The following is a 22,365-nucleotide window of genomic DNA, read 5'->3' as shown; positions in this document are numbered from 1 at the left end:
ATGTGCGCGTCGTGCAGGTAGAGAACGCACGCGAAACCGTCGATACCGCCGGAACCATCAAGGGGCAGCGAGCCACCGCCACGCTCGGTCACTCTGCCGAAGGCCAGATCACCGGTCTCGCACAGGTGGACCCGATTGCTTACGTCGCTCTCACTGCCGACTCCATCGCTGTGCTTGGCTTTGCCGAAAGCGAGATCCTCTACCCTTCCGGCACCGAGATGATCGGCGCACTCAACCTGCCGCTGCTTACCGCGACAACCTATCCCCGCACCACAGCACGCGAGGTCACCTCGCTTCAGGCAGAGCTCCCGTCCTTCCTGCAGACGCTTCCCTTCCGTACGACAACTCAGGTTGGCGATCATCCCTCGGATCTCACCAGCATCGTCTTTCTCGGTTCGCCGGATGCTCTCAAGCGCGCCTTTGCAGCCTCCGGGTGGGTCACGGCCGACTCGCTCACCGCCGCCTCGACCTTCTCCACACTGCGCAGCATCAGTGGCACCCAGACCTACAACGAAGCTCCCATGTCGACACTGCTGCTCGATCATCAAGAGCCCCTCACCACGCTGACCAAGACCACCAATACCTTCAACGCACGGCATCACCTGCGTGTCTTCACGACCGGTAAGACCTTTGATGGAAAGGCTGTGCTCACCGCCTCGGCAACGCAAGACACCGGCATCGCGTTTTCGCGCAAGAAGCGTACCTTCATTCACGTCATCGATCAGTACATCGACAATGAACGCGATAAGGTGGTCAACGATCTCATCTTTACCCGCTGTGTTGATGCGCTGCAGATGGTGCCCCGTCCCTGGGTTCCGCGTGATGCCTACAACTCCACCGGCGACCGTCTGCGTACCGATGGTGAGGTTGCCGTGCTTCGTCTGAACGATTGCACCGCACCGGTCATCACGGCGCCAACATCTGCTCCGCGACCTAACAAGTTCGAGCGCAGTGTGCGCAACACCATGCTTACGCTGCGGAGCCAGCTCTACCGCAGCAATCTCATCTACCAGGGCATCGACTACAGCCGCAAAGGGTTCACTCTCTTCTCAGAGCACGATGCCCCCGCGAACCTCGGAACCTGGTATCGGACGGAGGCCTCCGATGTGAGCGATGAAGAGAGCTCCGACAACATCGGTCGCCCGCAAAGCCATCCTGCAAAACAGATCATGGAGCGCGACACCTCGCTTCTCCGCAACCGCTGGGCTCCGCCAAAGTATGAGATCGCGTTCCACGGAGGCTACACCCGCTTCCGGAATGAAAGCCTGGAAGCCGATATTGTGCTTCTGGTTCCCGGCAAAGACACCGATCCGCTTTACATCGCAGGCCTTGCCGATGAGGTTGGTGATGGCTGGACAGCAGGTTTCTCGGTCACGGTGAACACCTGGAAATGGGTCTCAAACGAGTTCAGCTACTTCCGTCAGCAGGGCAAATACCGTCTAGGCGCCTTCGCGATCACCATCCCCGCGGGAGACACACCGATCAGTGATTCGGATTTCAACCAGGCCACCGCAACCGTAGGCCTGACAACACGTCAGTTCGAGTACAACTCGCTGGTGCATTTCCGTCCGCCGAGCTCACGCTGGCGTCCTTATGTTGCTGCCGGTCCTGTGCTGCAGTTGATCGCACTGGCGGATGCTCCGTTGAAGCGACCGTCTTCGTACTACACGCTGGGCCTTAAGAACCTCGGACTGTTCAAAGCCGCCTTCGACTTCGGCAACACCCCTCCACTCGACGGCGGCGGCATCTTTCAGCCCGGACTTCAGTACGGCGCCGGCATCAAGTACCGCGTGACGCCTCGCTTTACCATGCGCATGGACTGGCGCGAGACCTGGTCCCGCAATCCCCGCATCATCCGCGACTCCTACGAAAGCTTCCTTCCCGATACCCTTCCGGACGGTTACGAAGTCCTCGTCCTCAACGGCCCACCCGACAGCATGTTCTTCCAACAGCGCGCCACCATGGGCTTCGCCTTCACGTTCTAGAGGGTGATGCACTCGCTCATCGGGAGCGGAGTGCATAAGATCTCGCGGACATGGCGCAACCCATGCTGTACGTTTTCAACTTTCAACTTTTAACTTTTAACTTTTAACTTTTTTCCGGTTTCATGATTCTCTTCGCAATCCTCGCCACCAACCTTCTTGGTGCAAACCGGACCCCAAAGACCATCCACCAGTTCATCCGTCCGGAGATAACGACACGCTCGCCGCGCATCATGCCGGCATAGCCAATCTCAGCAACTTCTTTCGCGGACATAGCCCCGCTGCGGAAGGCGATCGTCTTCGTCATGCCGGCAGTCTCCGCGAACTCCGTCTTCGTGGTTCCCGGACAAAAAGCAGTGACGGTGATACCGGTACCCTCCAGCTCCTCTGCCAGCCCTTCGCTGAAGCTCAGCACAAAGGCCTTTGTCGCCGCATACACGGTTGCAAACGGAGTTGGCGTAAAGCCTACAACAGAACTCACATTCAGAATGCGTCCGCGGTGACGCGCCATCATGGATGGCGCGATCAATCGCGTCAGCTCCATCAGCGCTATGATGTTGACCTGCACGATCGCATGCAGCTGCTCGACCCGAAGCTGTGTGACCGGTCCGTGCTGACTGAAGCCCGCATTATTTACCAGCACATCGATCTCCGCCTCGCGCACCGTGAGCTCTGCTTCGATCTGTGCGGCTGCTCCCGGCTGCGAGAGATCGATGGCCAGCACCTGTGTGGCGGCGCCGTATTTCCGCGCCAGCGTTTCTGCGAGTTCCCCAAGCCGTTCTTCGCGCCGGGCTACCAGGACCAGATCGTAGCCATGCGTGGCGAGTACTTGCGCCAGCTCCCATCCAATGCCGCTACTGGCGCCAGTCACCAGCGCCAGCGGTTTCTTCTGTTCCTGGTTTTTCATCTTCGGATTCGATGACATGGCAGTAGTATCACGCTCCACTCTTGGGAAGGCTCCATCCCTGACACACGCTCAGCATGCGCAGGACGAAGCAGGAGATGCCGCCGGTCAGCGCTGCCAGACTTGGATGCACTCGCAGCGTTCTCACTGAAATCACCCTTACCGCGCACCCAGTAGCGCCGCCGAGGCATAGATATCGGCTCGTAGCACCCCGGAATCGTATTTAGAAAGAATGTCGCGGATGGTTGCCACGCCGCAGCCGGTAATCGTGCCCAACAGCACGGCCATGATCGGATGCATGCCGAATTCCAGCGCTTTGGTCGCTCCCGCGATGGCAAACAATGAGAGCCCGGCCGCATCCAAGGCCCTCATCAGGAGGGAACCGGCTTGCTGCGCCATGGCTCCATGAAAGAGGAACGCCAGCATGCCGCCGGTAAAAGCGATGGCTCCATACCGCCAGTCTTTGATTGATGTCGGCGGTGTCGCTCCGATCAGCAGGTCGCAGACGATGCCTCCGCCAACAGCAGTAATAAAGGCGAGCACCAAAATGCCGGAAAGATCCATAGCACCGCGAATGCCCGCCAGGGCGCGCTCCATGGCAAACAGGAGTGTGCCGGCGAAGTCAGCGGTCATCAACACGAGGTCGAGGCCGCGGCGTAGCTTAGGAGCTTCCATCTCGCTTCCCCCAAAGGTAACGGTACCTTGGGCACGTACGCGCGTAAATTGCTATCAAGTTCCCTTAACCAGCGCCGATGAGCGGATTGAGCCATCATTATGACTACTTTCGCCTTCGCCTATTTCGCTGTGAATACGCTGCTCGCTCTGGGCATGCACGCCACCACGATGCGCTCCACCCTGGAGCGCCCACGCGTTCTTGAGTTTCTTGCCTTCTTCGTCTTCTTTCTCATCGCCGGTCTGCCGCTGATGCTTGGCGCTATCGTCATCGGAGCAATCAGCTACAAGCGCGCCGGCCGCCGCCCGTCCATGCCGACCGCTGTTCCGCAGCTCCGCATCGTCCGCTAAGCCGTAGTTCGCAGTCTGAAGGCGGAAATGCTCTCGTTGCCCCACCCTTCGCGGCTTTACCGCGAAGGGTGGGGCTTAGCGTGAGGCATCGCACTTCGCGCGATTTATTTTTGGTTTGTCATTTCGTAGCGACCGGAGGCGGAGAAATCTGCTTTTCTACCCCTACTTTTCGGGCCGTGATCAACCTAAGAAAAGGGTCCGTACACGAGAAATCCCACATTGCGTTGCAATGGATGGGGCACCCAGTTCTGTGGTTAATCGAGCGGGTACGCCCCGGCCACCAGCAAACTAATTCGTGAACGCCCGCGCCACCAACGCCGCACCCCAAGAGATGAGGATGCCGCGCAGAATCAGCCACGCGTCCCATTGCCAGCCCAGCAGAAGAAAACTAGCCGCAACCCCAAGGAAATAAATCTCACCCAGAATCGCCTGTCCCCACGCAGGCTTCGCTCCGCCTGCGGGAACCCGCGGCTGAAGACTAGGAAACAGCCGGGGCACGGCTGCCTTATAGTTCAGATACGCGGGGCCACGCTGTTCTTCGAGGAACAGTTCTTCCCGCAGAATCAGGCGGAACTGGAACGCTGTAATCAACACCACGGCCAGCAATGCTGCCAGCGGCTGCATCAGGATGGCAATTCCCAGGGTGTGCAGAATGGTGCCCAGGTAAAGCGGATTGCGTGTATAGCGATACGGGCCATCTGCGAGGACACGTTCGCCGCGCATGCTGGCGTCCTGGACGATTCCGGTGCCGATGTAGGCCGCAGCCCAGATTCGCAGCCAGGCTCCCGCGCAGGCCAGCAGAGCAGCCAGCACCAGCACTGTCTCGGTCGCCGCGGCGAAGCCGAGTCCGGCGCCTTTCATCATGCCGCCGGAGAGCTCGACCCATACCGACTGGCGGCCGACATTCATCCAGCCCTTGTTCCACGGTGCGGTAAATCCAACGATGAAGATGACAGCGTGAATCAGATACCGCAGACGATACTCAAGCGCGGTCGCGCGCAGCCACTTCATGCCAGCGCCTCAAGCAGGCGATCGAAGTCATCGACATTGGCGTACTCTATGACGACTTTGCCCTTGCCGTTCTTATCCTCGATCCGCACCTTCAACCCAAGCGTCCTCTGCAGTTTCGTCTGGGCTTCTTTTACGTTGGGGTCCATCGGCGGATCTTCCACCGCCTCGACCTTGCCCAGCTTCCGCTCCGGGTTGAGCTGGTTTTGTACAAACGTCTCAGTCGCGCGGACGGACATGCCCATTTGTACAACCTTAAGTGCAGCCTTTTCAATGAGTTGCACGTCTTCAAGGGCCAGCAGCGAACGTGCATGCCCAAAGCTGATCTCTCCCACTTCCACACGGGCCTGGACCGATTCCGGTAACTTCAACAACCGAAGGAAGTTAGCGACACTGGCGCGATCTTTGCCGGTGCGCTTGGCCATCTGTTCCTGGGTAAGGCCGAACTCGCTTGAGAGCCTTTGATAGGCCTTGGCCTGCTCCATTGGGTTCAGGTCGGCGCGCTGCAGGTTCTCAACGATGGTGATCTCCATCGCCTGCTCGTTCGAGACCTCTTTGATGATGGCGGGAACGGTCGTCTTACCTGCGCGTTGCGAAGCCAGCCAGCGGCGCTCGCCGGCGATGAGCTGGAACTTGCCGCCCGGCAGCGGACGCACCAGGATCGGCTGCGCCACACCGAGCTCCGCGATCGACGCACTCAGTTCTGCCAGCGCCGTCTCATCGAACCGGGTGCGCGTCTGATAGGGGTTGCGCTCGATCGCCTCGACGGGGATCTCTTTCGGTTTGCCCTCGATGACGGTGACAGGGGCGGCTGCGGCGGGCGGTGGGGCGACGGGTTCAGCGGCCGGCTTTTTGGAGGGAAGCAGCGCTTCCAGACCTTTCCCCAGTGCGGCGCGTTTGGCTCCAGTGCTCATGGTTGAACGACTCCTGAGATGAGAAAACAGAGATCAGAGAAAAAACTTCATCGGCCGCTCTGCGGCCCATCGTGCAGTTATTACTTGTTATAGGGCCAGAATTTGAACTCCTGCCCCGTCTTCGCTGCCCTGGCGCGTTCTTTCGCTTTCGGGCTTTCGATCTTGTTGCGCTTCAGCAACTCGAGCGCCAGGTCGCGATAGGCGTCCGATCCCCGCGACCGCGGATCGTAGACCATGACCGGCTTTCCATGACTGGGAGCTTCTGCCAGACGTACATTGCGGGGAATGGTGGTCTTCAACAGCTTGTCCCCGAAGAACTCCTGCAGATTCGCCGTGACCTGCTGCGCCAGATTGGTGCGCTCGTCATACATGGTCATCAGAACGCCTTCCAGAGCCAGGCCGGGATTGAAGGCCTGGGAGACACGATCCAGCGTGCTCATGAGCTCGCTGATGCCCTCCAGGGCGAAGTACTCGGCCTGCATCGGGACCAGCAGGCCATCAGAGGCAACTAGGGCGTTCAGGGTCAGCAGATCGAGGGCTGGAGGGCAGTCCAGCAGGATAAAGGGAAAACGCTCCCGCAGCGGGGCTAAGGCATCCCGCAGACGGAACTCGCGGCGATCCTGCTGAATAAGCTCGATGGTCGCGCCGATCAGGTTCTTGCTCGACGGGACGAGTTTCAAGGTGCCGATCTCCGTCGTGAGCATGGCTGCATCCGGCGTGACAGCGGTCATCAGCACATCATAGGTGGATGCGCGCTCGTCATCCCGGCCGAAGCCGAGGCCGCCAGTGGAGTTCGCCTGGGGATCGATATCAATCAGCAGGGTATCCAGACCTTCAAGGGCGATTGCGGCAGAGAGGTTGATGGCAGTCGTCGTCTTACCGACGCCGCCCTTCTGATTCACTATGGCGAGAACCTTGCTCATGGGAACAGAATTGAGCCTACGGGAGCGGTGATACGAGGTTCAATATGCAGGTCTCGGATACCTGTGGAACGAAGGTGGAAAAGTGTTGTTCCACGTGGAACCTCCCGCACGAAAACCCGCGCCAGTACTCTACGGGACGCATTTCAGGACTTTTCCACTGGGAAAGAAGAGGAAGGTGAAAAAGGTTGAAGTTGCAGGCTGAAGTTGAAGACGCACGGCATGGGGAGGGAGGATCGTGCTTGCCCAGAAATTCAGCATGTTCCACGTGGAACAAGAAGGTTGAAAGTTGCAAGTTGAAGGTTGAAGACGTACGGCAGGGGCTGGTCGGGGAATCCTACTTTGTTCTGAAATTCAACATGTTCCACGTGGAACAGCTTCGGGATACATGGATTAGGGTGCCCCGGACTTCGGGGTCCCCGATGAACTTAGTTCGTTGGGGTGAAATTCCCGTTTCTGGGGCCTGGGTATTCGAGCGAAGCTCGAACCGCTTTATCGCCTGAAACCACATCATTGGCCATTTCACGCGCGGAACGCGGACTTCCTATGTTGTCATTCTGAACGGAGTGGAGAACCTGCTTTACCGGGAGGTTGTCCGGCGGGTCGGTCAACGGGATCGCTTAGGTTTTGTCATTTCGCAGCGCTCGGGGTCCACAGTTAGCTCGCTAGTTGGGGTGAAGAGTAGCGGAGAAATCTCCTTCTCTTCCCTTTCTCGGAAGAAGTTTCCCAAAAGGTTCGGAAGAACAACGGTTCGAGCTGGCGCTCGAACACCCAGGACCCAGGGGCGGGAATTCACCCCAACGAACTAAGTTCGTCGGGGACCCCGAAGATCTGGGCACCCAGATACGACCATCCCACCACCTATGTTCCACGTGGAACATGCCTCGAACGCTGGGCAGGCGACTTCCCATCTCACCCATGCCGTATGTCTTCAACCTTCAACTTGCAACTTTCAACCATTCTGTTCCACGTGGAACAAAGCCACTACCCCGTCCAGCGATCCCGGCAGAGGCTGCACAGTAGTCGCGGCTCTGTTCAGTACTTCGAGCTGAATACGGGTGGTCAGCAACATGAGATGGCCTCCGGGACCGACGAGCGCTTCTGCCACCGGGATCATCTCCCCCATCTTGTCCACAGCGCGCATCGCGACCACATCAAATCTGCCAGCCAATTTTTCTCCCCGGTCTGCCCAGACTTCAGTCTTCAGTCCCAGGGTCCGTACCGCTTCCCGTAGAAAGGCCGCCTTCTTCCCTTGAGACTCCGCCAGGGTCACCGCTATCTCCGGCCGTAGAATCTGGATCGGAATCCCGGGAAATCCACCTCCCGATCCCAGGTCGAGCAATGTCCCTGTTTCCTCCGGTACTAGCCCACCGGCAAAGAGACTCTCCCCAAAGTGCCGGCGCACCATCTCCTCCGGTTGCCGGATAGCGGTAAGGTTCGTCCTGGCATTCCACTTCAGCAATAGTTCCAGATACGCCGAAAGTTTCTCCACGACACCGGCTGGAATGCCAGCGGGCAGGTACGGTTGCAATAGGGACTCCAGGGTTTCCAGCGAAAGCGTAGCCATCGCCAGAAGTCTAGAGCATTTCTCCTAAAACCCGTTTTCTCTGAAGGAAAACGGCGCAAGCCACCGAGGCTTCCCCTTATTCCCCAATAACGGCTAGAGCATTTTCCCCGTAGGTCTAGCGTAGGGATTCCGTATCCCTGGCGCTTCCGTAATGAAAACGCCGCTGCGCTCTCTATCGGGATCCAGCAGCAGGGATGCTCTAGTACCGGCGAAGGGAAGATCCGCCGGACTCACAGGAATGTGGATAAGCCAAACGATTAACTGTGTCATTTTTGCCACATCCACACTTGTTTGAATCGGGGCTACTCTGACTCTCGTCACATTTGCGGGACGGTGATCGGAACGAGTGTCAGGTAAGCCCCATTACGAACGCACCATCGCCTCGGAGATCAGCTTCTCCGGTATCGGCCTTCACTCCGGAGCTCCTGTCACCATGCGCCTCATCCCTGCTGCCGCAGGGTCAGGCATTGTGTTTCGCCGTACCGACCTGGACGGCTTCGAGATTCCCGCCAACAACCGCAATATCGCTAAAGTCAGCTACGCCACCAGCCTGATGCGTCAGGGTGTCCTCATCTCCACGACCGAGCACCTGCTCTCTGCCTTTATTGGCTACGGTATCGACAACGTCATCGTCGAGATCGACAACCTCGAACTCCCAATCCTCGACGGCTCCGCCGGACCGTATGTCACGGAATTCGATCGCGTCGGTAGCCGACAGCAGCGCCGCAAACGGGAGTACATTCGCATCCTCAAAGAGGTTGAGGTCCGCGAAGGCGATAAGTTCATTGGCGTCTACCCCGGCACCGGCTACCAGATCGACTACCTCATCGACTTTCCTAATCCCATCGGTCGGGAACGTTTTCTCGCCGACCTTGAGACCGGCGCCTACACCGACCTCATCGCTCCCGCTCGCACCTTCGGATGGAAGGAAGACGAGGCCAAGCTTCGGGATATGGGTCTCATCCGCGGCGTCTCCGAGCAGTCGGCCATCATCCTTACCCGGACCGGTGTCCAAAACGGCCCTCTCCGTTTTCCGGACGAGTTCGTCCGCCACAAGGTCCTCGACCTGATCGGTGATCTCGCGCTGGCAGGCCGCCGGATTCAGGGCCGCGTCGTCGCCGAGCGAGCAGGGCACGCCATGCATACCGCCCTCGTCTCTCAGCTCATGAAAGACCGTTCCACCTGGGAGCTGGCGTACGCCTACGACGACGAGCCTGCCGAAGCCGATGCCTTTGCCGGGCTGCAGCCTGCCCATGCCTAAAGCGGCAATTGCACTCGGCTCCAATCTCGGTGACCGGCAACAGCACTTATCCCAAGCAATTCAGCAACTTAGCAATTTTGGCCAGATTCTGGCCGTCTCCAGCTTCCGCGATACCGCTCCGGTCGGCTACGTGGACCAGCCTCGTTTCCTCAACGGCGCATGCCTGCTGGAGACGGAGTTAACTCCTTTGGTTCTCCTGGGGGAAATGCTGGAAATTGAGCGCAAAACGGGTCGAAATCGCGCTCTTGTGCCGCAAAAAGGCCCTCGTGTGCTGGATCTCGATCTTCTGCTCTACGACGATCTCATTCTCCACGAGCATGGTCTTACTCTCCCCCACCCGGCGATGCATGAGCGGCTGTTTGTGCTGGAGCCATTAGCAGAGATCGCTCCGGAGTGGGTTCACCCCGTGTTGCATCGCACCATCGCCGAACTCCGCGATTCTCTTGGCTAGTGATATCGTCCGGAGCCCATTGGTTTCATCAACCAGCTTCGTAAAATAATTCCGTGTCCCTTAGCTTTGAGCTCCTGAAAGAATCCGGCCCCGCCCGCCGGGCTACCCTGACCCTGCCTCACGGCAAGGTAGAAACCCCGGTGTTCATGCCGGTCGGCACGGCAGCCTCCGTGAAAGCCGTCCCACAGGATGTCATGGAGACCAACGGAGCCGAGGGCAAGGGTGCGGCCATCATTCTGGCCAACACGTATCATCTCTATCTCCGTCCGGGACACGAGCTGATCCGCCGCGCCGGCGGTGTGCACAAATTCATGAGCTGGAACCGCTCCATGCTCACCGACTCGGGCGGCTTTCAGGTCTTCAGCCTGAGCGAGCTGCGCAAGGTCACTCCCGATGGCGTCGAATTTCGCTCGCATCATGATGGATCAAAGCACTTCTTCTCACCCGAGCACTCCATGGAGGTCCAGATCGCGCTCGGCGCCGACATCATGATGGCCTTCGACGAATGCGTCGAAACGCCCGCCACGTGGGAACGTACCAAAGAGTCGATGGGGCTGACGCATGCCTGGGCACAGCGATCGCTGGACTACTGGAAAGAACATCGCCATGAAGTCCCGTGGCACAACGAGCTCGACGGCAGCCATCAGGCGCTCTTCGGCATTGTGCAGGGAGGCATGTTTAAGGATCTCCGTACCGAATCAGCCGAGCGGCTCGTCGAGATGGATTTCCCCGGCTATGCCATCGGTGGCCTCGCCGTCGGTGAAGCGCGTGAGGTCACGCGCGAGATGATCGCGCACACGCTCGAATATCTTCCCAAAGACAAACCGCGTTATGTGATGGGCGTCGGCTATCCCGATGAGATCGTCGAATACGCCCGCATGGGTGTCGACATGATGGACTGCGTGCTGCCCACGCGCGCCGGCCGGCACGGTCTTCTCTTCACCAGCCAGGGTCGCCTGAATATCAAGAACAAGCAGTATGCCGAAGACCAGAACCCTCCCGATCCGGCATGTAGCTGTATGGTCTGCCGCCGCTATACGCGTGCGTATCTGCGCCATCTGATGCATAGCGCCGAGCCGTTAGCGCTTACCTTGGCGAGTGAACACAATCTGGCCTTCTATCTCGACCAGATGCAGGCGCTTCGCAATGAGTTCGATCAAGCAGAGTGATCGATTCTTTGGACGAAACAACCAGGTAGTCAAGCAGGAACTGAGTAGCCGTAAATGCAATTGTGCGATGGGTGTGTTCCGTGACACAGTTGAGGCATACAAGACGGGCCTGAAGCGCACCCGGAGCAGCAAGTACGGTAACGGCCAAGCAAGAAGGATTGCTCTATGAAGCGATTTGCCTGTGGTCGCGTGGTCTCTGGGCCCTCGACTGTATTTTCCGCACACCATCCGGACGGAACTCTGACGGGGGCAACGAAGCACGCTCCTTTGCACTACGGCTCCGCTGTACCTTCGGTGAACGGATAAGCGCCGGCCATGTACATCAACCTCGCCAAGCGCGAGCAACAGCGGCGCACGATTTCAGGTCTGTTGGATGGCGATATTCCCTTCGGCTTCCACTACCAGCCGATCGTCGACCTCGAACGTGGTCTTATTACCGGCTATGAAGCGCTCGCGCGTTTTCCTGCAGAGATCGCCTCGTCGCCGGACCAGGTCTTTCGGGCGGCCGGTGATCTGGGAAGGCGTGCGGACCTGGAGTGCGTGGTACTGCGAAGCGCCCTCTGGGAGAGGTCAAAGCTTCCTCCGAAATGCTTTCTCACGATCAATGTGGGCCCGTCGCTTTTGCTCTCACGGCAGTGGCAACAGCTATTAAGAGAGACCGGGCACTTCGGTGGAACCGTCTTTGAGATCACGGAAGACGAGCCCATTCACGACTACACCATCTTCCGCTCGCGTCTCGATCAGATCCGTGAGGCCGGCGGTCACATCGCGGTCGACGACACCGGAGCCGGATACGCCAGCCTGAAGCATGTGATGGAGCTGCGTCCGAACTTTATCAAGCTCGACCGGTTCTTCGTCGGCGGCTGCCATAAAGAACCTGCTCGTTCTTCGCTGATTGAGATGATGAGCACCATGGCCGGCCGCATCGATGCCACCATCATCGCCGAAGGTGTGGAGACCGCGAGTGAACTGGAAGAGCTTATCCATCTTGGTGTGTCGCTGGCTCAGGGATACTATCTCGGCAAACCCTCCGCGGAGATGCACCCTTTGCCCGCCCTGCAGGCTGAAGCCATCCGCTCGCGGGCACAGGCCAGGCAGCAGGGCAATCTGTGGGGGGTTATTGAGAGCTGCTTCACCTGTTTCGATGCCGGCGCAGCTGCAACCTACCTCGATGCGAACGCCGAAGCGCATGTCGTTCTGCTGGTGGACGAGGGAAATCGGCCCTCTGGCATCATCGAGCGGCACGCCCTGATCGGTATCCGCCACCTCCCCCAGCCAATGAAGGTTCAGCGGGAGAGCGATCTGCGCGAAGTGCTCCAACGTTGCCTCAGCAGGCCATCGGCTCACCGTTTCGATCCGGTCGCGGTCATTCGAGCCGACGGACAGATGGCCGGAGTGGCGACCGTGGACCGGATGGTGAAGTTCGTTCTGGAAAACGGTCCCCTGCTCGATATGCGCGCGGCGGAGGTTCGGGCGCTGATGGGCTCGGCAGACAGGGATATGAGGGCAGGTACCTCCGGGTGTTAACAGTCGGTCTGCCGGGAGGCGATTCCTTGACATGTCGGAGCGGCCTCGGCGATGCTGGTGCCTAGCACCCTTCCATCCGGGCAGGCAGATCTGCGTCCGTTTACGGACGTAGCCATCGACCGGCATGACGCGGGCAGCGTCCATCCAGGACGGGCCCGACTTCTAAAAGGACATCGGGTGATCATTTTCGATCCGGTTGGTTCGCGTCCTCAGGCCGCGCCCGCCCGGTGTGTTGAAGGACGCTCGCGTTGACCGTATCCGCACCTGTCTCAGCCATGATCCTGCAGAATGCCCAGGGATCTTCTCTGGTTACGATGCTGCCTATCGTTCTTATGATTGCTGTCTTCTACTTCCTGCTGATTCTTCCGAATCAGCGTAAGCAGAAGAAGTGGCAGCAGATGCTGGGTGATCTCAAAGCCGGCGACCGCGTCACAACCTCAGGCGGCATCAAGGGTGTCATCCTGTCGGTAAAAGACGATTCGCTGATCCTGCGCGTCGCTCCCGACAATCTGAAGCTCGAGTTTGCCAAGAGCGCCATTGCCAGCGTTACGACCGGCGAGGAAGAAAAGTAGCCATGCAGAAGAAGCTCGCCGGTCGGACCGGCATTATTGTTGCGACTCTGGTCATCTTTACCTATTTCATCTTCTTCGGCTCCGGCCTGCCGAAGAAGGGCAGCGTGAAGCAACTGCTGACCAACAGCATTCACCTCGGCCTCGATCTTAAGGGCGGCACCCATCTGGTGCTGCAGGTGCACGTCGCTGAAGCCGTTGCCGCGCAGACCGACTCGGATGTCGCGCGCCTTCAGGCTGACCTGGCCAAAGCTGGAGTCGCCGGTGCGCAGGTCGCCAAGCTCGACCCCACCAAGGTCGACATTATTAATGTTGCGAACGTCACCGCGGCCGACACCTCCAAGGTGCGCGGCGTCCTGAACGGTACCTCCTACTCCTCGACTTACGATGTGGCGTCGGTACCGAACGGCTACACCCTGACCATGAAGCAGCAGTCGCGCAAAGAGATGGAGAGCACCGTTCTCCAGACCTCGATCGAGACCATCCGTCAGCGCGTCGACAGCCTCGGTGTTGCCGAGCCTGTCATTCAGCAGTATGGCCTGGGCGATAACCAGATCCTGATCGAGCTGCCCGGCATCTCCAACGCCGACGAAGTGCACAACGCTATCCAGTCGACCGCTCGCCTCGAGATCCATGAGGTGGTTGCCGGACCCGCGTCGACGGAAGCCGACGCGTTGCAGACTCTCGGCGGATCCCTTCCTCCGGACGACATGATCGTGAAGGGCGCAAGCTCGGTCACTGCCGCCGGCAACAGCGATATGTTCTACGTGCTCAAGCGCGTGGCCATCGTCTCCGGTACCGACTTCCGCGGAGCCCAGCCGGTTCGTGACCCCAACACCGGCCAGTCGCAGACCAGCTTCAATCTGACCAGCGGCGCCGGCGAGCGCTTCTATGAGTTCACCAGCGCGAATGTCGGCAAGGGCATCGCCGTGGTGCTCGAGAACCGCGTCCGCAGTGTGGCCAGCATCAAGAGCGCCATCCACGACTCAGGCGTGATCGAAGGCCTCTCCGAGGATGAGGCGAAGAACCTCTCGCTCATGCTCCGCACCGGTTCCCTGCCCGCCTCGATCTCGTATCTGGATACGCTGACCGTTGGCCCGTCGCTCGGAGCGGCTTCGATCCAGCACGGTGTCTATGCCGCCATCGCCGGCATGCTGGCGGTGATGTTCTTCATGCTCCTCTACTATCGCGGAGCCGGCATCAACGCCGACCTGGCGCTGGTTCTGAACCTGGTCATCCTGCTCGGCTTCATGGGGCTGACCGGATCGACGCTGACCCTGCCGGGTATCGCCGGTGTGATTCTGACCATCGGTATGGGCGTCGACTCCAACGTCCTGATCTTCGAGCGTATCCGTGAAGAGCTGCACCTGGGCCGTGCGCCCAGCGCCGCAGTACAGAACGGATTCGCGCACGCCTGGATCACGATCATCGATACCCACGTGACGACGATCGTCTCGGCGGCCATCCTCTTCCTCTTTGGCACCGGTCCGGTCCGTGGATTTGCCGTGACCCTGACCTTCGGTCTGTTGGCCAATATCTTTACCGCGGTCTTCGTCTCGCGCACCATCTTTGACGCGATCCTGAACCGCAAGCAGCGCGGCGAAGCGCTCTCGATCTAATACGGAATTCTCGGAGCAACAACAGTGGAACTGTTTCGCGATATCAATATCGACTGGCTGGGCAAAAAGTGGTACCTGCTCGCCTTCTCTCTTGTCTTTTCAGTGTCGGGCATCTTCAGCATGCTCTTCTGGCACAAGATTCCGTATGGCGTGGATTTCAAGGGCGGCACGCAGGTGCACGTCAGCTTCGACCGCACGCCGAGTGAAGATCACATCCGCGCCGCCTTCGATGCCGCTGGTATTAAGGATGCGAAGATTCAAGCCGTAAGGGGAGACCAGGCTGCCCGTCCCGAGGTCCTGATCTCGCTGCCGGAGAAGAGCGATGCTGTCGGTTTCGATGCCCGCGCCGCCGTGCTCAGCGCCCTGCAGGCGAACTATCACGATGGCGGCTTCAAGGTAGAGAGCTCCCAGACCATCGGACCGACGGCCGGCGAACAGCTCCGTCATCAGGCGCTGTTCGCGACGCTGTACTCGCTGATCGGCATGCTGGTCTATCTCTGGTTCCGTTTCGAGCTCATCTATGGTGTGGCGGCCGTGGTGGCTGTCTTCCATGACACCCTGATCACGATCGGCGCCTTCAGCCTCACCAACCAGGAGATTACGCTCACGGTTGTGGCGGCCATCCTGACGCTGGTCGGTTACTCCATGAACGATACGATCGTGGTCTTCGACCGTATCCGTGAGAACCTGGCGACGGCGCGCCGTGAGACGCTGGCAACCGTGGTGAACCGCAGCATTAATCAGACGTTGAGCCGGACGATCCTGACCTCGGGCCTGACCTTCCTCACGGTCCTCTCGCTGTATCTCTTCGGCGGAGAGGTGTTGCACGGCTTCAGCTTCGCGCTGGTGGTGGGCATTCTGATCGGCACCTATTCCTCGATCGCCGTTGCGGCTCCGATGCTGGTGGCCTATCAGGACTGGCGTATCGCGAAGGGTAAGACGGCATCGCTTCCCGGTAAGCGGGCGTAATTGGACTGGGTTGCACCGGATAAGGTGCAACCCAGAATTTTTTCAATATTTTCGGGAACATCTCCTCCATTCCGGGAACAAAAAAAGAATCCCCGGTGTCTGTAGCACGTAGCTCACCTCCAACTCGAGGGTTGCACTATGTTTGAAGATTCGTTGATGGAATCCGGCGGTAAGATCAAGTCCAAGTCCAAGTACTGGATGATCGCTACCTTCAGTTTCAACGGGGTCATTATTGGATTGATGATCCTGATTCCGCTGCTGTATCCCGAAGCGCTGCCTAAGACGGCGATGACGGCGATGCTCAGCGCGCCTCCGCCGCCTCCACCTCCGCCCCCTCCGCCGCCTCCGGCGCAGGTGGTGAAGCCGATCAAGGTCATCAGCGAGCTGGACCAGGGCCTGCACGCTCCGACGAAGATCCCCAAGGACATCAAGATGGTTAAGGAAGAGGCTGCGCCTCCGCCGCAGGTCGCCGGTGTTGCCGGTATGGCGGGCATGGGTGGCGGCTCCGGTTCCGGTATCGCTGGTGGCGTCCTTGGTGGTATCGGTACGGCTCCGGCTCCGGTGGTCAAGGTGGCTCCGCCCAAGGGACCGACCCGCGTTTCCGCCGGTGTGATGGCTGGACAGATTCTGGTGAAGACCAACCCGGTCTATCCTCCGATCGCCCGCGCCGCTCACGTCCAGGGTTCAGTTGTGCTGCATGCCGTGATCTCGAAGACCGGCACCATCCAGAACCTGACGGTGATCAGCGGACCTGAGATGCTGCGTAACTCGGCCGTCGAGGCTGTGCAGCAGTGGAAGTACAAGCCCTACCTGCTCAATGGTGAACCCACCGAAGTGGATACCACCATCACCGTAAACTTTACGATGGGAGGCTAAGTCTCAAGACTTAGCAGCAGGTTTCGATATTGCGGGGGCTGTGGCCCGGCTGGCACAGCTCAAACAATCAACGCTTTGCATCACACGTAGTACCGGAAGTCCTAATCAGGAGGAAAGAATCAAGTGATTCTCGCTCATCTCGCAACTTTCGCCCCCCACAGCATCGGCATGTTTCTGCAGGAGGGCCAGGTAAGCTTCTCGCTCATGGGTCTGTGGCAGAACATGGGCTGGCTGGCCCGTATCGTCGCCATCATCCTGTTCGTCATGTCGATCTGGTCGCTGGCTGTGATCATCGATCGCGCTCTGTATTTCTCGGCTGCCCGTAAGCAGTCCCGTGAGTTTGCTCCCAAGGTTGCCGGTGCTCTGAAGGACGGCCGTCTGGACGAGGCGATCAAGATCGCCGACCGTTCCAAGAAGTCGCACCTGGCCGAGGTTGTTACCGCCGGCCTGCAGGAGTTCCGTTCGTTCGGTTCCGGCGGTTCCATCACCGAGGACCAGATCGAGTCTGCCAAGCGCGCTCTGGAGCGCTCCGAAGCTATCGTTCACGCCAAGCTGAAGCGCGGCCTGGGCGGTCTGGCCACCATCGGTTCCACCGCTCCCTTTATCGGTCTGTTCGGTACGGTAGTCGGTATTCTTAACGCCTTCCAACAGATCGCAACCCAGAAGACCTCCGGTATCGGCGCTGTCGCCGGCGGTATCTCGGAAGCTCTGGTAACGACCGCGTTCGGTCTGCTCGTAGCTATCCCGGCCGTTATGTGCTTCAACTTCTTCACCGGTAAGGTTGAGGCCTTCGACGTGGAGATGGACAACAGCTCCTCGGAGCTGGTGGACTACTTCATCAAGCAGTCGCACCGCTAAACAGCCCAAGCGAGAATCTCCGCCTCGCACCCCGGTCAGCCGCCGCGAAACGGCATGACCGGGGTCCGGGCGGCCTGAAGCTCTCGCAGCACCAACAGATTCACTAAGGAGCAACGATGGCAATTGCATCTCGGAGCCTCGAGGGTGCGGTCAACTCCAACATCAACGTAACGCCGATGGTGGACGTGATGCTGGTGCTGCTGATCATCTTCATGGTGATCACGCCCATGCTGAACAACAAGGTGAACGTCGATCTTCCCAAGGCTAACGCCGCGGTGATCATGGAAGACGCCAATAAAGAAGACTCCGTGGTCGTAGCCGTGACCCGTGACGGAAAAGTCTTCCTGGGCGGTGACCAGGTAACCGTCGACGATATGGGCGCCAAGATCTCCGCCAAGCTGGAGAGCAAGACCGACAAGCACGTTTACCTCCGTGGCGACGCCCGCGCGAACTACGGTAAGGTGATGGACGCTGTCGACGGTATCCGTTCGGCCGGCGTCAGCCAGCTCGGTCTGCTGACCGAGAAGACTGAAGATCAGTAAGAAAGCAAGTTCAAGATTCGCCGCCTGAGCGCGGCAACCAAGGAGATTCAGTTATGGGAATGAGTGCCGGTGGTAGCGGTGGCGGCGTCTCTTCTGACATCAATGTGACGCCCATGATCGACATTCTGCTGGTGCTGCTGATCATCTTCATGGTCATCCAGCCCACGGCAGTTCATGGACTGGACACCCTGGTGCCTCAGCCGCCTAAGGACAAGAACCAGCAGGAGAATCCCAACGACCGCACGATTGTGGTCCAGGTGTTGTCCAACAATGGCCGTCCTGCGTACAAGATCAATGACACGGACTTCGCGAAGGATGGCCTGCTGCCCAAGCTGCAGGAGATCTATGCCACCCGCGCCGAGAAGGTCATGTTCGTCAAGGGTGACAAGGACCTCGACTTCCAGTACGTCGCTGAGGTGATCGACTTCGGCCATGCCGCAGGCGTGGACAACATCGGTCTGATTACACCTCGCGTCGAGGCTGGACAGTAAGCATACGGTGAGCTTCCGCCGCGCCTGGGCTCTCTGCTCATGCGCGCCCGGATGCGCACAAGGATACGCGTGCGGATGCACGCCGATCTATACCTTACGCGGGCGGTGGCACAGAGCTGCCGCCCGCGGTGTCTTTAATGCTGTGTTCGCTCACGACTTTCTTAACGAGGTCTTTATGGCATTCACAGCAACAACCCGCGGCATCGCCTCCGAGATCAACGTCACGCCGCTCATTGACGTTCTTCTGGTTCTGCTCATTATCTTTATGGTCATTGCTCCCGTATCCAGCCAGGGGATCGGCGCCGCCCTTCCGCAACCGGGGGCCCATACGGCTTCGGAACCGGTTTCTGCCCCGCTGGTAGTGCAGTTGTCCTATGGCGAGAGTGGGGTTCCGGCCTATGCTTTGAACCGTCAGGAGATGAATCTGGATGAGATGGGTAACCGCCTGGCAATGGCGATGAATCTCAGGCAGGACCGTACGGTTTTTCTTCAGGCGGATGGACGTTTTGACTTGCAGGAGGTCGTCGGCGCGGTCAATACTATCCGCCGCGCAGGAGCCTCGGAAATTGCTTTGTTAACCAGAAAAGACTGCAACCAGATGAACTGCTGAATCGTCTTCGGAGGAGGGTAACCACCTGAACGGTACCGTTCAGGTGGCCCGCTCTCCTTTTCACCTTCAACTACTGGCCATGCGTCATGCTATGCCTTTACAATCATCGTGCAAGACTGTCGCGCTTCTCGCACGCAATCCGGCAAAATCACTACATCGCGAATTCTCAAGGAGACCCTTCGTCCAATGAAATTCCAGCTACGTGTTCCGGCAATGGCCGCACTTCTCCTGGTTACGCTTCTCTCGGCCACCGGATGCAACCGTCTGAAGGCCCGCGACCAGCTCACGAAGGGCATCGCATCCTTCAAGGCCGCGAAGTACGAAGACGCTATCAATCATTTCCAGCAGGCTCTTGATTACGATCCGAGCTACGATGTGGCCCGTCTCTATCTCGCCACCACGCTGGCATCGCAGGTAGTGCCTAACCTTGAGACGCCTGAGAACATCAAAACGGCACAACGCGCGATGGATGGTTTTCAGCAGATTCTTTCGAAGGACCCGAAGGACAAGACTGCACTGCAGCAGATGGCTTCCATCAGCTTCAACCTGAAGAAGTTTGACGATGCGAAGAACTGGCAGAAGAAGGTGATCGAAGTCGATCCCGCTGCCGCTGAGGCTTATTACACCATCGGCGTTATCGACTGGATGCAGTCGTATAAGAATGCCACCACGATCCTCGCCGCTGACGGCTTGACCGACGCGGGCGACGGCAATCCCAAGAAGAGCAAAGACGCATGCGCCAAGCTGCAGGCCCAGAACACTAACCTGGTGAACGAAGGTCTGGAGTATCTGCAGAAAGCCGTCGATAACAACGCGACCTATGAGGAAGCCATGACCTACCTCAACCTCACCTATCGCCGTAAGGCGGACCTCGAGTGCGGCAACGACGCCGCCCGCAAGGCCGACCTGGACAAGGCGCAGGAGTGGAGCGACAAGGCCATGGGCGCACGTAAGGAAAACGAGCGCAAGAAGGAAGAGAAGAACAAGGGCGGCGTCACAATGTAGTCTTCGCCCATGCGACGAGAAGCGCAAAGGCCTCCGAAAGGAGGCCTTTTCTTTTGTGGTAAGTCGGATGTTGTGGTTTTTATGAGCGCCTGCGGCGGTCGTTGAAAGTTAAAAGTTGAAGACGTACGATCGTGGTGAGTCGAGATGTATGAGTAGCCCAAATACTGGGTATTCGCGCTCCGCGCGAAGCGTCTTTAAGAGCGCCCGCGGCGGTCGTTGAAAGTTAAAAGTTGAAAGTTGAAGACGTACTGCACCGGTACTCGGGGATGCATGAGTAGCCCAAACAGTGGGTGCCCCGGGGTCCTACGGGACCTGGGTATTCGCGCTCCGCGCGAACGTCTCTCGTCATTCGCAGAACGGATCGAGCTGCGCTCGATAGTCACCCAGCTTCGCGTTATGTGGGGTGCTCCACTTTCCCTACCGATGCAGTACGTCTTCAACTTTCAACTACCCTCCCTCTCGACACAGTAGCTCTTTAACTTTTAACTTTTAACTTGCAACGAGCGCCGCAGGCGCTCTCCCCGATGTCTCTCTCCTCCTCCCAGCTCCGCCGCGAACTCTCAGCCCGCGGACTCGCGCTTGAGCGCGAGCACGAAACGACCTACGGCCGCGACGACCTGCACACGCCATCGGTTTTATTCCGGGAAGACGAGCCAGGCCAACATGGCAACTTTCATCCATCGAGTTATCGCCGCATCCTCGCCAACCCCGCCTGGGCCGCGCGGCTCACCAAGGCATATACCGCGAGCAGCCGGGTGGCGTACGCCACAGCACGCCGCCGTAAGGAGCTCGACTGCGCCAACTCCTCCGATGCCCTGCTGATGAATATCATCTGTTATCCGGGCCTGCTCTCTCGCCCGCAGGTCTGTGCCCTGCTCGGCGTCCCCCCGGGTCTTACCCCCGAATTTGGTGTGCGCATGGAGGCTCCTCGGCACGGCACCCGCTCTGATCGTTCGGAGGTCGATCTCGTCCTCGGGCATCTACTGATCGAAGCCAAGCTCACCGAGACCGGCTTCCAGACCGCCCGCCCCGCACTGGTAGAGCGCTACCGCGATCTGGAAGAGGTCTTCTTCCGCGAAGACCTGCCCCGTAACACTCGCGGCGACTATCTCCACTACCAGCTCCTTCGTGGCGCCCTGGCAGCCCACCACACTGGTAAGACCTACCTGGTGTTATGTGATGCCCGCCGCTCCGACCTGCGGGAGGCCTGGTTCCAGATCATCCGCTGCGTCCGTACAGCCGAGCTCCGCAGCCGCCTGGCGCTGCTCACCTGGCAGGAGCTGGCCGCCACCGTGCCCAAGGGGCTGGCGGCGTTCCTGGAGAAGAAGTATGGAATTGTGGCCGCCCGGTAGCCGGCCAGTTGAATTGTTGAATAGTTGAATAGTTGAATGGTCTGGCGGGTTATGAATCGCCGGTTCCCCGCATCAGTAGTGTCAGTTGAAGTGAACCCATAATGTGTTTCCCGCAGGGACAAACCATTCAACTATTCAACCAATCCACCATTCAACTAGCATTTACCCATGGATCGCCTCTGGACTCCCTGGCGTTACGCGTATATCACCAAGTCAGGCCCCTCACAGCGTAAAGGCATCCCTGAGCCTTTGAATGCCTACCCTGACGACCAGGGATGCGTCTTCTGCAATCTCATCGCTTCGGTCGATTACGCCATCGAGCATGGCATGCCGGTCGACGAAGCCGAGCGCTACGGCCACATCGTCACACGCGGGAAATTTCATTACATCGCACTGAATGCATTTCCCTATACCAGTGGTCATGTAATGGTGGTACCGTATGTGCACACGGACTCGCTCGCAAAGCTTGATGTGGAATCAGCGCATGAGTTGATCGTCATGGCCCAGCAGACCGAGCGGGCTATTCGTGCAACCTACCAGCCGGACGGGTTGAACTTTGGCCTGAACCTTGGAGAAGCTGCCGGGGCCGGCGTTGCGGCACACCTGCATCTTCATGGGCTGCCGCGATGGGTGGGCGATAACAACTTCATGCCTGTGCTGGCAGAGACGCGCATTCTGCCGGAAGATCTGAATGTCACCTGGCAGCGCCTGCGGCAAGCTTTCCAGTCGCTATAGAGCCGAACGCACC

General features: G+C 58.9%; 23 protein-coding genes. 17 read left to right on the top strand and 6 right to left on the bottom strand.

From position 1 onward, the window contains the following. Window positions 1–218: 218 nt before the first annotated feature. Window positions 219–1,985, top strand: coding sequence for an LssY C-terminal domain-containing protein (locus tag OHL21_RS09425; RefSeq protein WP_263417071.1), 1,767 nt, complete (start codon window positions 219–221; stop codon window positions 1,983–1,985). Between the two features lie 103 nt (window positions 1,986–2,088). On the opposite strand, the gene OHL21_RS09420 is transcribed toward OHL21_RS09425, so the two are convergent. Next, window positions 2,089–2,907 carry an SDR family NAD(P)-dependent oxidoreductase gene (locus OHL21_RS09420; RefSeq protein WP_263417008.1) on the bottom strand — a complete coding sequence of 273 codons (819 nt, stop codon included), beginning with the start codon at window positions 2,905–2,907 and terminating at the stop codon, window positions 2,089–2,091. Window positions 2,908–3,045: 138 nt separating this feature from the next. Then, window positions 3,046–3,561, bottom strand: a complete 516-nt coding sequence (locus OHL21_RS09415) for a trimeric intracellular cation channel family protein (protein ID WP_263417007.1) — start codon at window positions 3,559–3,561, stop codon at window positions 3,046–3,048. A 99-nt stretch (window positions 3,562–3,660) separates the two neighbouring features. On the opposite strand from OHL21_RS09415, the gene OHL21_RS09410 reads away from it, so the two are divergent. Next, window positions 3,661–3,909, top strand: coding sequence for a hypothetical protein (locus OHL21_RS09410; protein WP_263417006.1), 249 nt, complete (start codon window positions 3,661–3,663; stop codon window positions 3,907–3,909). A 288-nt stretch (window positions 3,910–4,197) separates the two neighbouring features. On the opposite strand, the gene OHL21_RS09405 is transcribed toward OHL21_RS09410, so the two are convergent. The 4 genes from OHL21_RS09405 to rsmG form a co-directional block, all read right to left on the bottom strand. Next, window positions 4,198–4,920, bottom strand: a complete 723-nt coding sequence (locus OHL21_RS09405) for a methyltransferase family protein (protein ID WP_263417005.1) — start codon at window positions 4,918–4,920, stop codon at window positions 4,198–4,200. Then, window positions 4,917–5,831, bottom strand: coding sequence for a ParB/RepB/Spo0J family partition protein (locus tag OHL21_RS09400; protein ID WP_263417004.1), 915 nt, complete (start codon window positions 5,829–5,831; stop codon window positions 4,917–4,919). The genes OHL21_RS09405 and OHL21_RS09400 overlap by 4 nt, the downstream gene beginning before the upstream one ends. An 80-nt stretch (window positions 5,832–5,911) precedes the next feature. Next, complete coding sequence (locus OHL21_RS09395) at window positions 5,912–6,754, bottom strand: ParA family protein (RefSeq protein WP_263417003.1); 843 nt, start codon at window positions 6,752–6,754, stop codon at window positions 5,912–5,914. Window positions 6,755–7,703: 949 nt separating this feature from the next. Further along, a complete protein-coding gene (rsmG, locus tag OHL21_RS09390; protein ID WP_263417002.1) occupies window positions 7,704–8,318 on the bottom strand; it encodes a 16S rRNA (guanine(527)-N(7))-methyltransferase RsmG in 615 nt (204 codons plus the stop codon). 346 nt (window positions 8,319–8,664) lie between these two features. On the opposite strand from rsmG, the gene lpxC reads away from it, so the two are divergent. The 15 genes from lpxC (at window position 8,665) to OHL21_RS09315 (ending at window position 22,352) form a co-directional block, all read left to right on the top strand. Continuing rightward, complete coding sequence (lpxC, locus tag OHL21_RS09385; RefSeq protein ID WP_263417001.1) at window positions 8,665–9,579, top strand: UDP-3-O-acyl-N-acetylglucosamine deacetylase; 915 nt, start codon at window positions 8,665–8,667, stop codon at window positions 9,577–9,579. Next, the gene (folK, locus tag OHL21_RS09380; protein WP_263417000.1) at window positions 9,572–10,030 is read left to right on the top strand and encodes a 2-amino-4-hydroxy-6-hydroxymethyldihydropteridine diphosphokinase; all 459 of its coding nucleotides are present in this window, start codon (window positions 9,572–9,574) and stop codon (window positions 10,028–10,030) included. The genes lpxC and folK overlap by 8 nt, the downstream gene beginning before the upstream one ends. Before the next feature lie 53 nt (window positions 10,031–10,083). Further along, a complete protein-coding gene (gene tgt, locus OHL21_RS09375; protein ID WP_263416999.1) occupies window positions 10,084–11,199 on the top strand; it encodes a tRNA guanosine(34) transglycosylase Tgt in 1,116 nt (371 codons plus the stop codon). 315 nt (window positions 11,200–11,514) lie between these two features. Then, window positions 11,515–12,726, top strand: a complete 1,212-nt coding sequence (locus OHL21_RS09370; protein WP_263416998.1) for an EAL domain-containing protein — start codon at window positions 11,515–11,517, stop codon at window positions 12,724–12,726. Between the two features lie 248 nt (window positions 12,727–12,974). Next, window positions 12,975–13,298, top strand: coding sequence for a preprotein translocase subunit YajC (gene yajC / locus OHL21_RS09365; RefSeq protein WP_317889967.1), 324 nt, complete (start codon window positions 12,975–12,977; stop codon window positions 13,296–13,298). A gap of 2 nt (window positions 13,299–13,300) precedes the next feature. Continuing rightward, window positions 13,301–14,914, top strand: coding sequence for a protein translocase subunit SecD (gene secD, locus OHL21_RS09360; RefSeq protein ID WP_263416997.1), 1,614 nt, complete (start codon window positions 13,301–13,303; stop codon window positions 14,912–14,914). Between the two features lie 24 nt (window positions 14,915–14,938). Beyond that, window positions 14,939–15,883, top strand: a complete 945-nt coding sequence (gene secF, locus OHL21_RS09355) for a protein translocase subunit SecF (protein ID WP_263416996.1) — start codon at window positions 14,939–14,941, stop codon at window positions 15,881–15,883. Between the two features lie 138 nt (window positions 15,884–16,021). Beyond that, window positions 16,022–16,759: an energy transducer TonB gene (locus OHL21_RS09350; protein ID WP_263416995.1), complete on the top strand. Its 738-nt coding sequence runs from the start codon at window positions 16,022–16,024 to the stop codon at window positions 16,757–16,759. A gap of 123 nt (window positions 16,760–16,882) precedes the next feature. Beyond that, a complete protein-coding gene (locus OHL21_RS09345) occupies window positions 16,883–17,617 on the top strand; it encodes a MotA/TolQ/ExbB proton channel family protein (protein ID WP_263416994.1) in 735 nt (244 codons plus the stop codon). 116 nt (window positions 17,618–17,733) lie between these two features. Next, entirely contained in the window at window positions 17,734–18,159 is a 426-nt protein-coding gene (locus OHL21_RS09340; RefSeq protein ID WP_263416993.1) for an ExbD/TolR family protein, read from the top strand. Window positions 18,160–18,212: 53 nt separating this feature from the next. Continuing rightward, on the top strand, window positions 18,213–18,650 hold the full coding sequence (locus OHL21_RS09335; RefSeq protein ID WP_263416992.1) for an ExbD/TolR family protein: 438 nt from the start codon (window positions 18,213–18,215) through the stop codon (window positions 18,648–18,650). Between the two features lie 175 nt (window positions 18,651–18,825). Beyond that, window positions 18,826–19,260 carry a biopolymer transporter ExbD gene (locus OHL21_RS09330; protein WP_263416991.1) on the top strand — a complete coding sequence of 145 codons (435 nt, stop codon included), beginning with the start codon at window positions 18,826–18,828 and terminating at the stop codon, window positions 19,258–19,260. 186 nt (window positions 19,261–19,446) lie between these two features. After that, window positions 19,447–20,265, top strand: coding sequence for a tetratricopeptide repeat protein (locus OHL21_RS09325; RefSeq protein ID WP_263416990.1), 819 nt, complete (start codon window positions 19,447–19,449; stop codon window positions 20,263–20,265). Window positions 20,266–20,789: 524 nt separating this feature from the next. Next, window positions 20,790–21,617, top strand: coding sequence for a PGN_0703 family putative restriction endonuclease (locus OHL21_RS09320; protein ID WP_263416989.1), 828 nt, complete (start codon window positions 20,790–20,792; stop codon window positions 21,615–21,617). A gap of 168 nt (window positions 21,618–21,785) precedes the next feature. Next, window positions 21,786–22,352, top strand: coding sequence for an HIT family protein (locus OHL21_RS09315; RefSeq protein ID WP_263416988.1), 567 nt, complete (start codon window positions 21,786–21,788; stop codon window positions 22,350–22,352). The last annotated feature ends 13 nt before the right edge of the window (window positions 22,353–22,365 follow it).

Origin of the sequence: Terriglobus albidus (assembly GCF_025685425.1) — a bacterium.
Taxonomy (GTDB): Bacteria; Acidobacteriota; Terriglobia; order Terriglobales; family Acidobacteriaceae; genus Terriglobus; species Terriglobus albidus.
Note: the sequence above shows the minus strand (reverse complement) of the source record. Positions and strands in the feature narration are given on the sequence as shown.

What these genes read in the sequence shown, in the direction of transcription:
- OHL21_RS09425 (WP_263417071.1), top strand. Translation starts at nt 219, where the DNA reads ATGATCGGCGCACTCAACCTGCCGCTGCTTACCGCGACAACCTATCCC.
- OHL21_RS09420 (WP_263417008.1), bottom strand. Translation starts at nt 2,907, where the DNA reads ATGTCATCGAATCCGAAGATGAAAAACCAGGAACAGAAGAAACCGCTG.
- OHL21_RS09415 (WP_263417007.1), bottom strand. Translation starts at nt 3,561, where the DNA reads ATGGAAGCTCCTAAGCTACGCCGCGGCCTCGACCTCGTGTTGATGACC.
- OHL21_RS09410 (WP_263417006.1), top strand. Translation starts at nt 3,661, where the DNA reads ATGACTACTTTCGCCTTCGCCTATTTCGCTGTGAATACGCTGCTCGCT.
- OHL21_RS09405 (WP_263417005.1), bottom strand. Translation starts at nt 4,920, where the DNA reads ATGAAGTGGCTGCGCGCGACCGCGCTTGAGTATCGTCTGCGGTATCTG.
- OHL21_RS09400 (WP_263417004.1), bottom strand. Translation starts at nt 5,831, where the DNA reads ATGAGCACTGGAGCCAAACGCGCCGCACTGGGGAAAGGTCTGGAAGCG.
- OHL21_RS09395 (WP_263417003.1), bottom strand. Translation starts at nt 6,754, where the DNA reads ATGAGCAAGGTTCTCGCCATAGTGAATCAGAAGGGCGGCGTCGGTAAG.
- rsmG (WP_263417002.1), bottom strand. Translation starts at nt 8,318, where the DNA reads ATGGCTACGCTTTCGCTGGAAACCCTGGAGTCCCTATTGCAACCGTAC.
- folK (WP_263417000.1), top strand. Translation starts at nt 9,572, where the DNA reads ATGCCTAAAGCGGCAATTGCACTCGGCTCCAATCTCGGTGACCGGCAA.
- OHL21_RS09370 (WP_263416998.1), top strand. Translation starts at nt 11,515, where the DNA reads ATGTACATCAACCTCGCCAAGCGCGAGCAACAGCGGCGCACGATTTCA.
- secD (WP_263416997.1), top strand. Translation starts at nt 13,301, where the DNA reads ATGCAGAAGAAGCTCGCCGGTCGGACCGGCATTATTGTTGCGACTCTG.
- OHL21_RS09350 (WP_263416995.1), top strand. Translation starts at nt 16,022, where the DNA reads ATGTTTGAAGATTCGTTGATGGAATCCGGCGGTAAGATCAAGTCCAAG.
- OHL21_RS09340 (WP_263416993.1), top strand. Translation starts at nt 17,734, where the DNA reads ATGGCAATTGCATCTCGGAGCCTCGAGGGTGCGGTCAACTCCAACATC.
- OHL21_RS09335 (WP_263416992.1), top strand. Translation starts at nt 18,213, where the DNA reads ATGGGAATGAGTGCCGGTGGTAGCGGTGGCGGCGTCTCTTCTGACATC.
- OHL21_RS09330 (WP_263416991.1), top strand. Translation starts at nt 18,826, where the DNA reads ATGGCATTCACAGCAACAACCCGCGGCATCGCCTCCGAGATCAACGTC.
- OHL21_RS09325 (WP_263416990.1), top strand. Translation starts at nt 19,447, where the DNA reads ATGAAATTCCAGCTACGTGTTCCGGCAATGGCCGCACTTCTCCTGGTT.
- OHL21_RS09320 (WP_263416989.1), top strand. Translation starts at nt 20,790, where the DNA reads ATGTCTCTCTCCTCCTCCCAGCTCCGCCGCGAACTCTCAGCCCGCGGA.
- OHL21_RS09315 (WP_263416988.1), top strand. Translation starts at nt 21,786, where the DNA reads ATGGATCGCCTCTGGACTCCCTGGCGTTACGCGTATATCACCAAGTCA.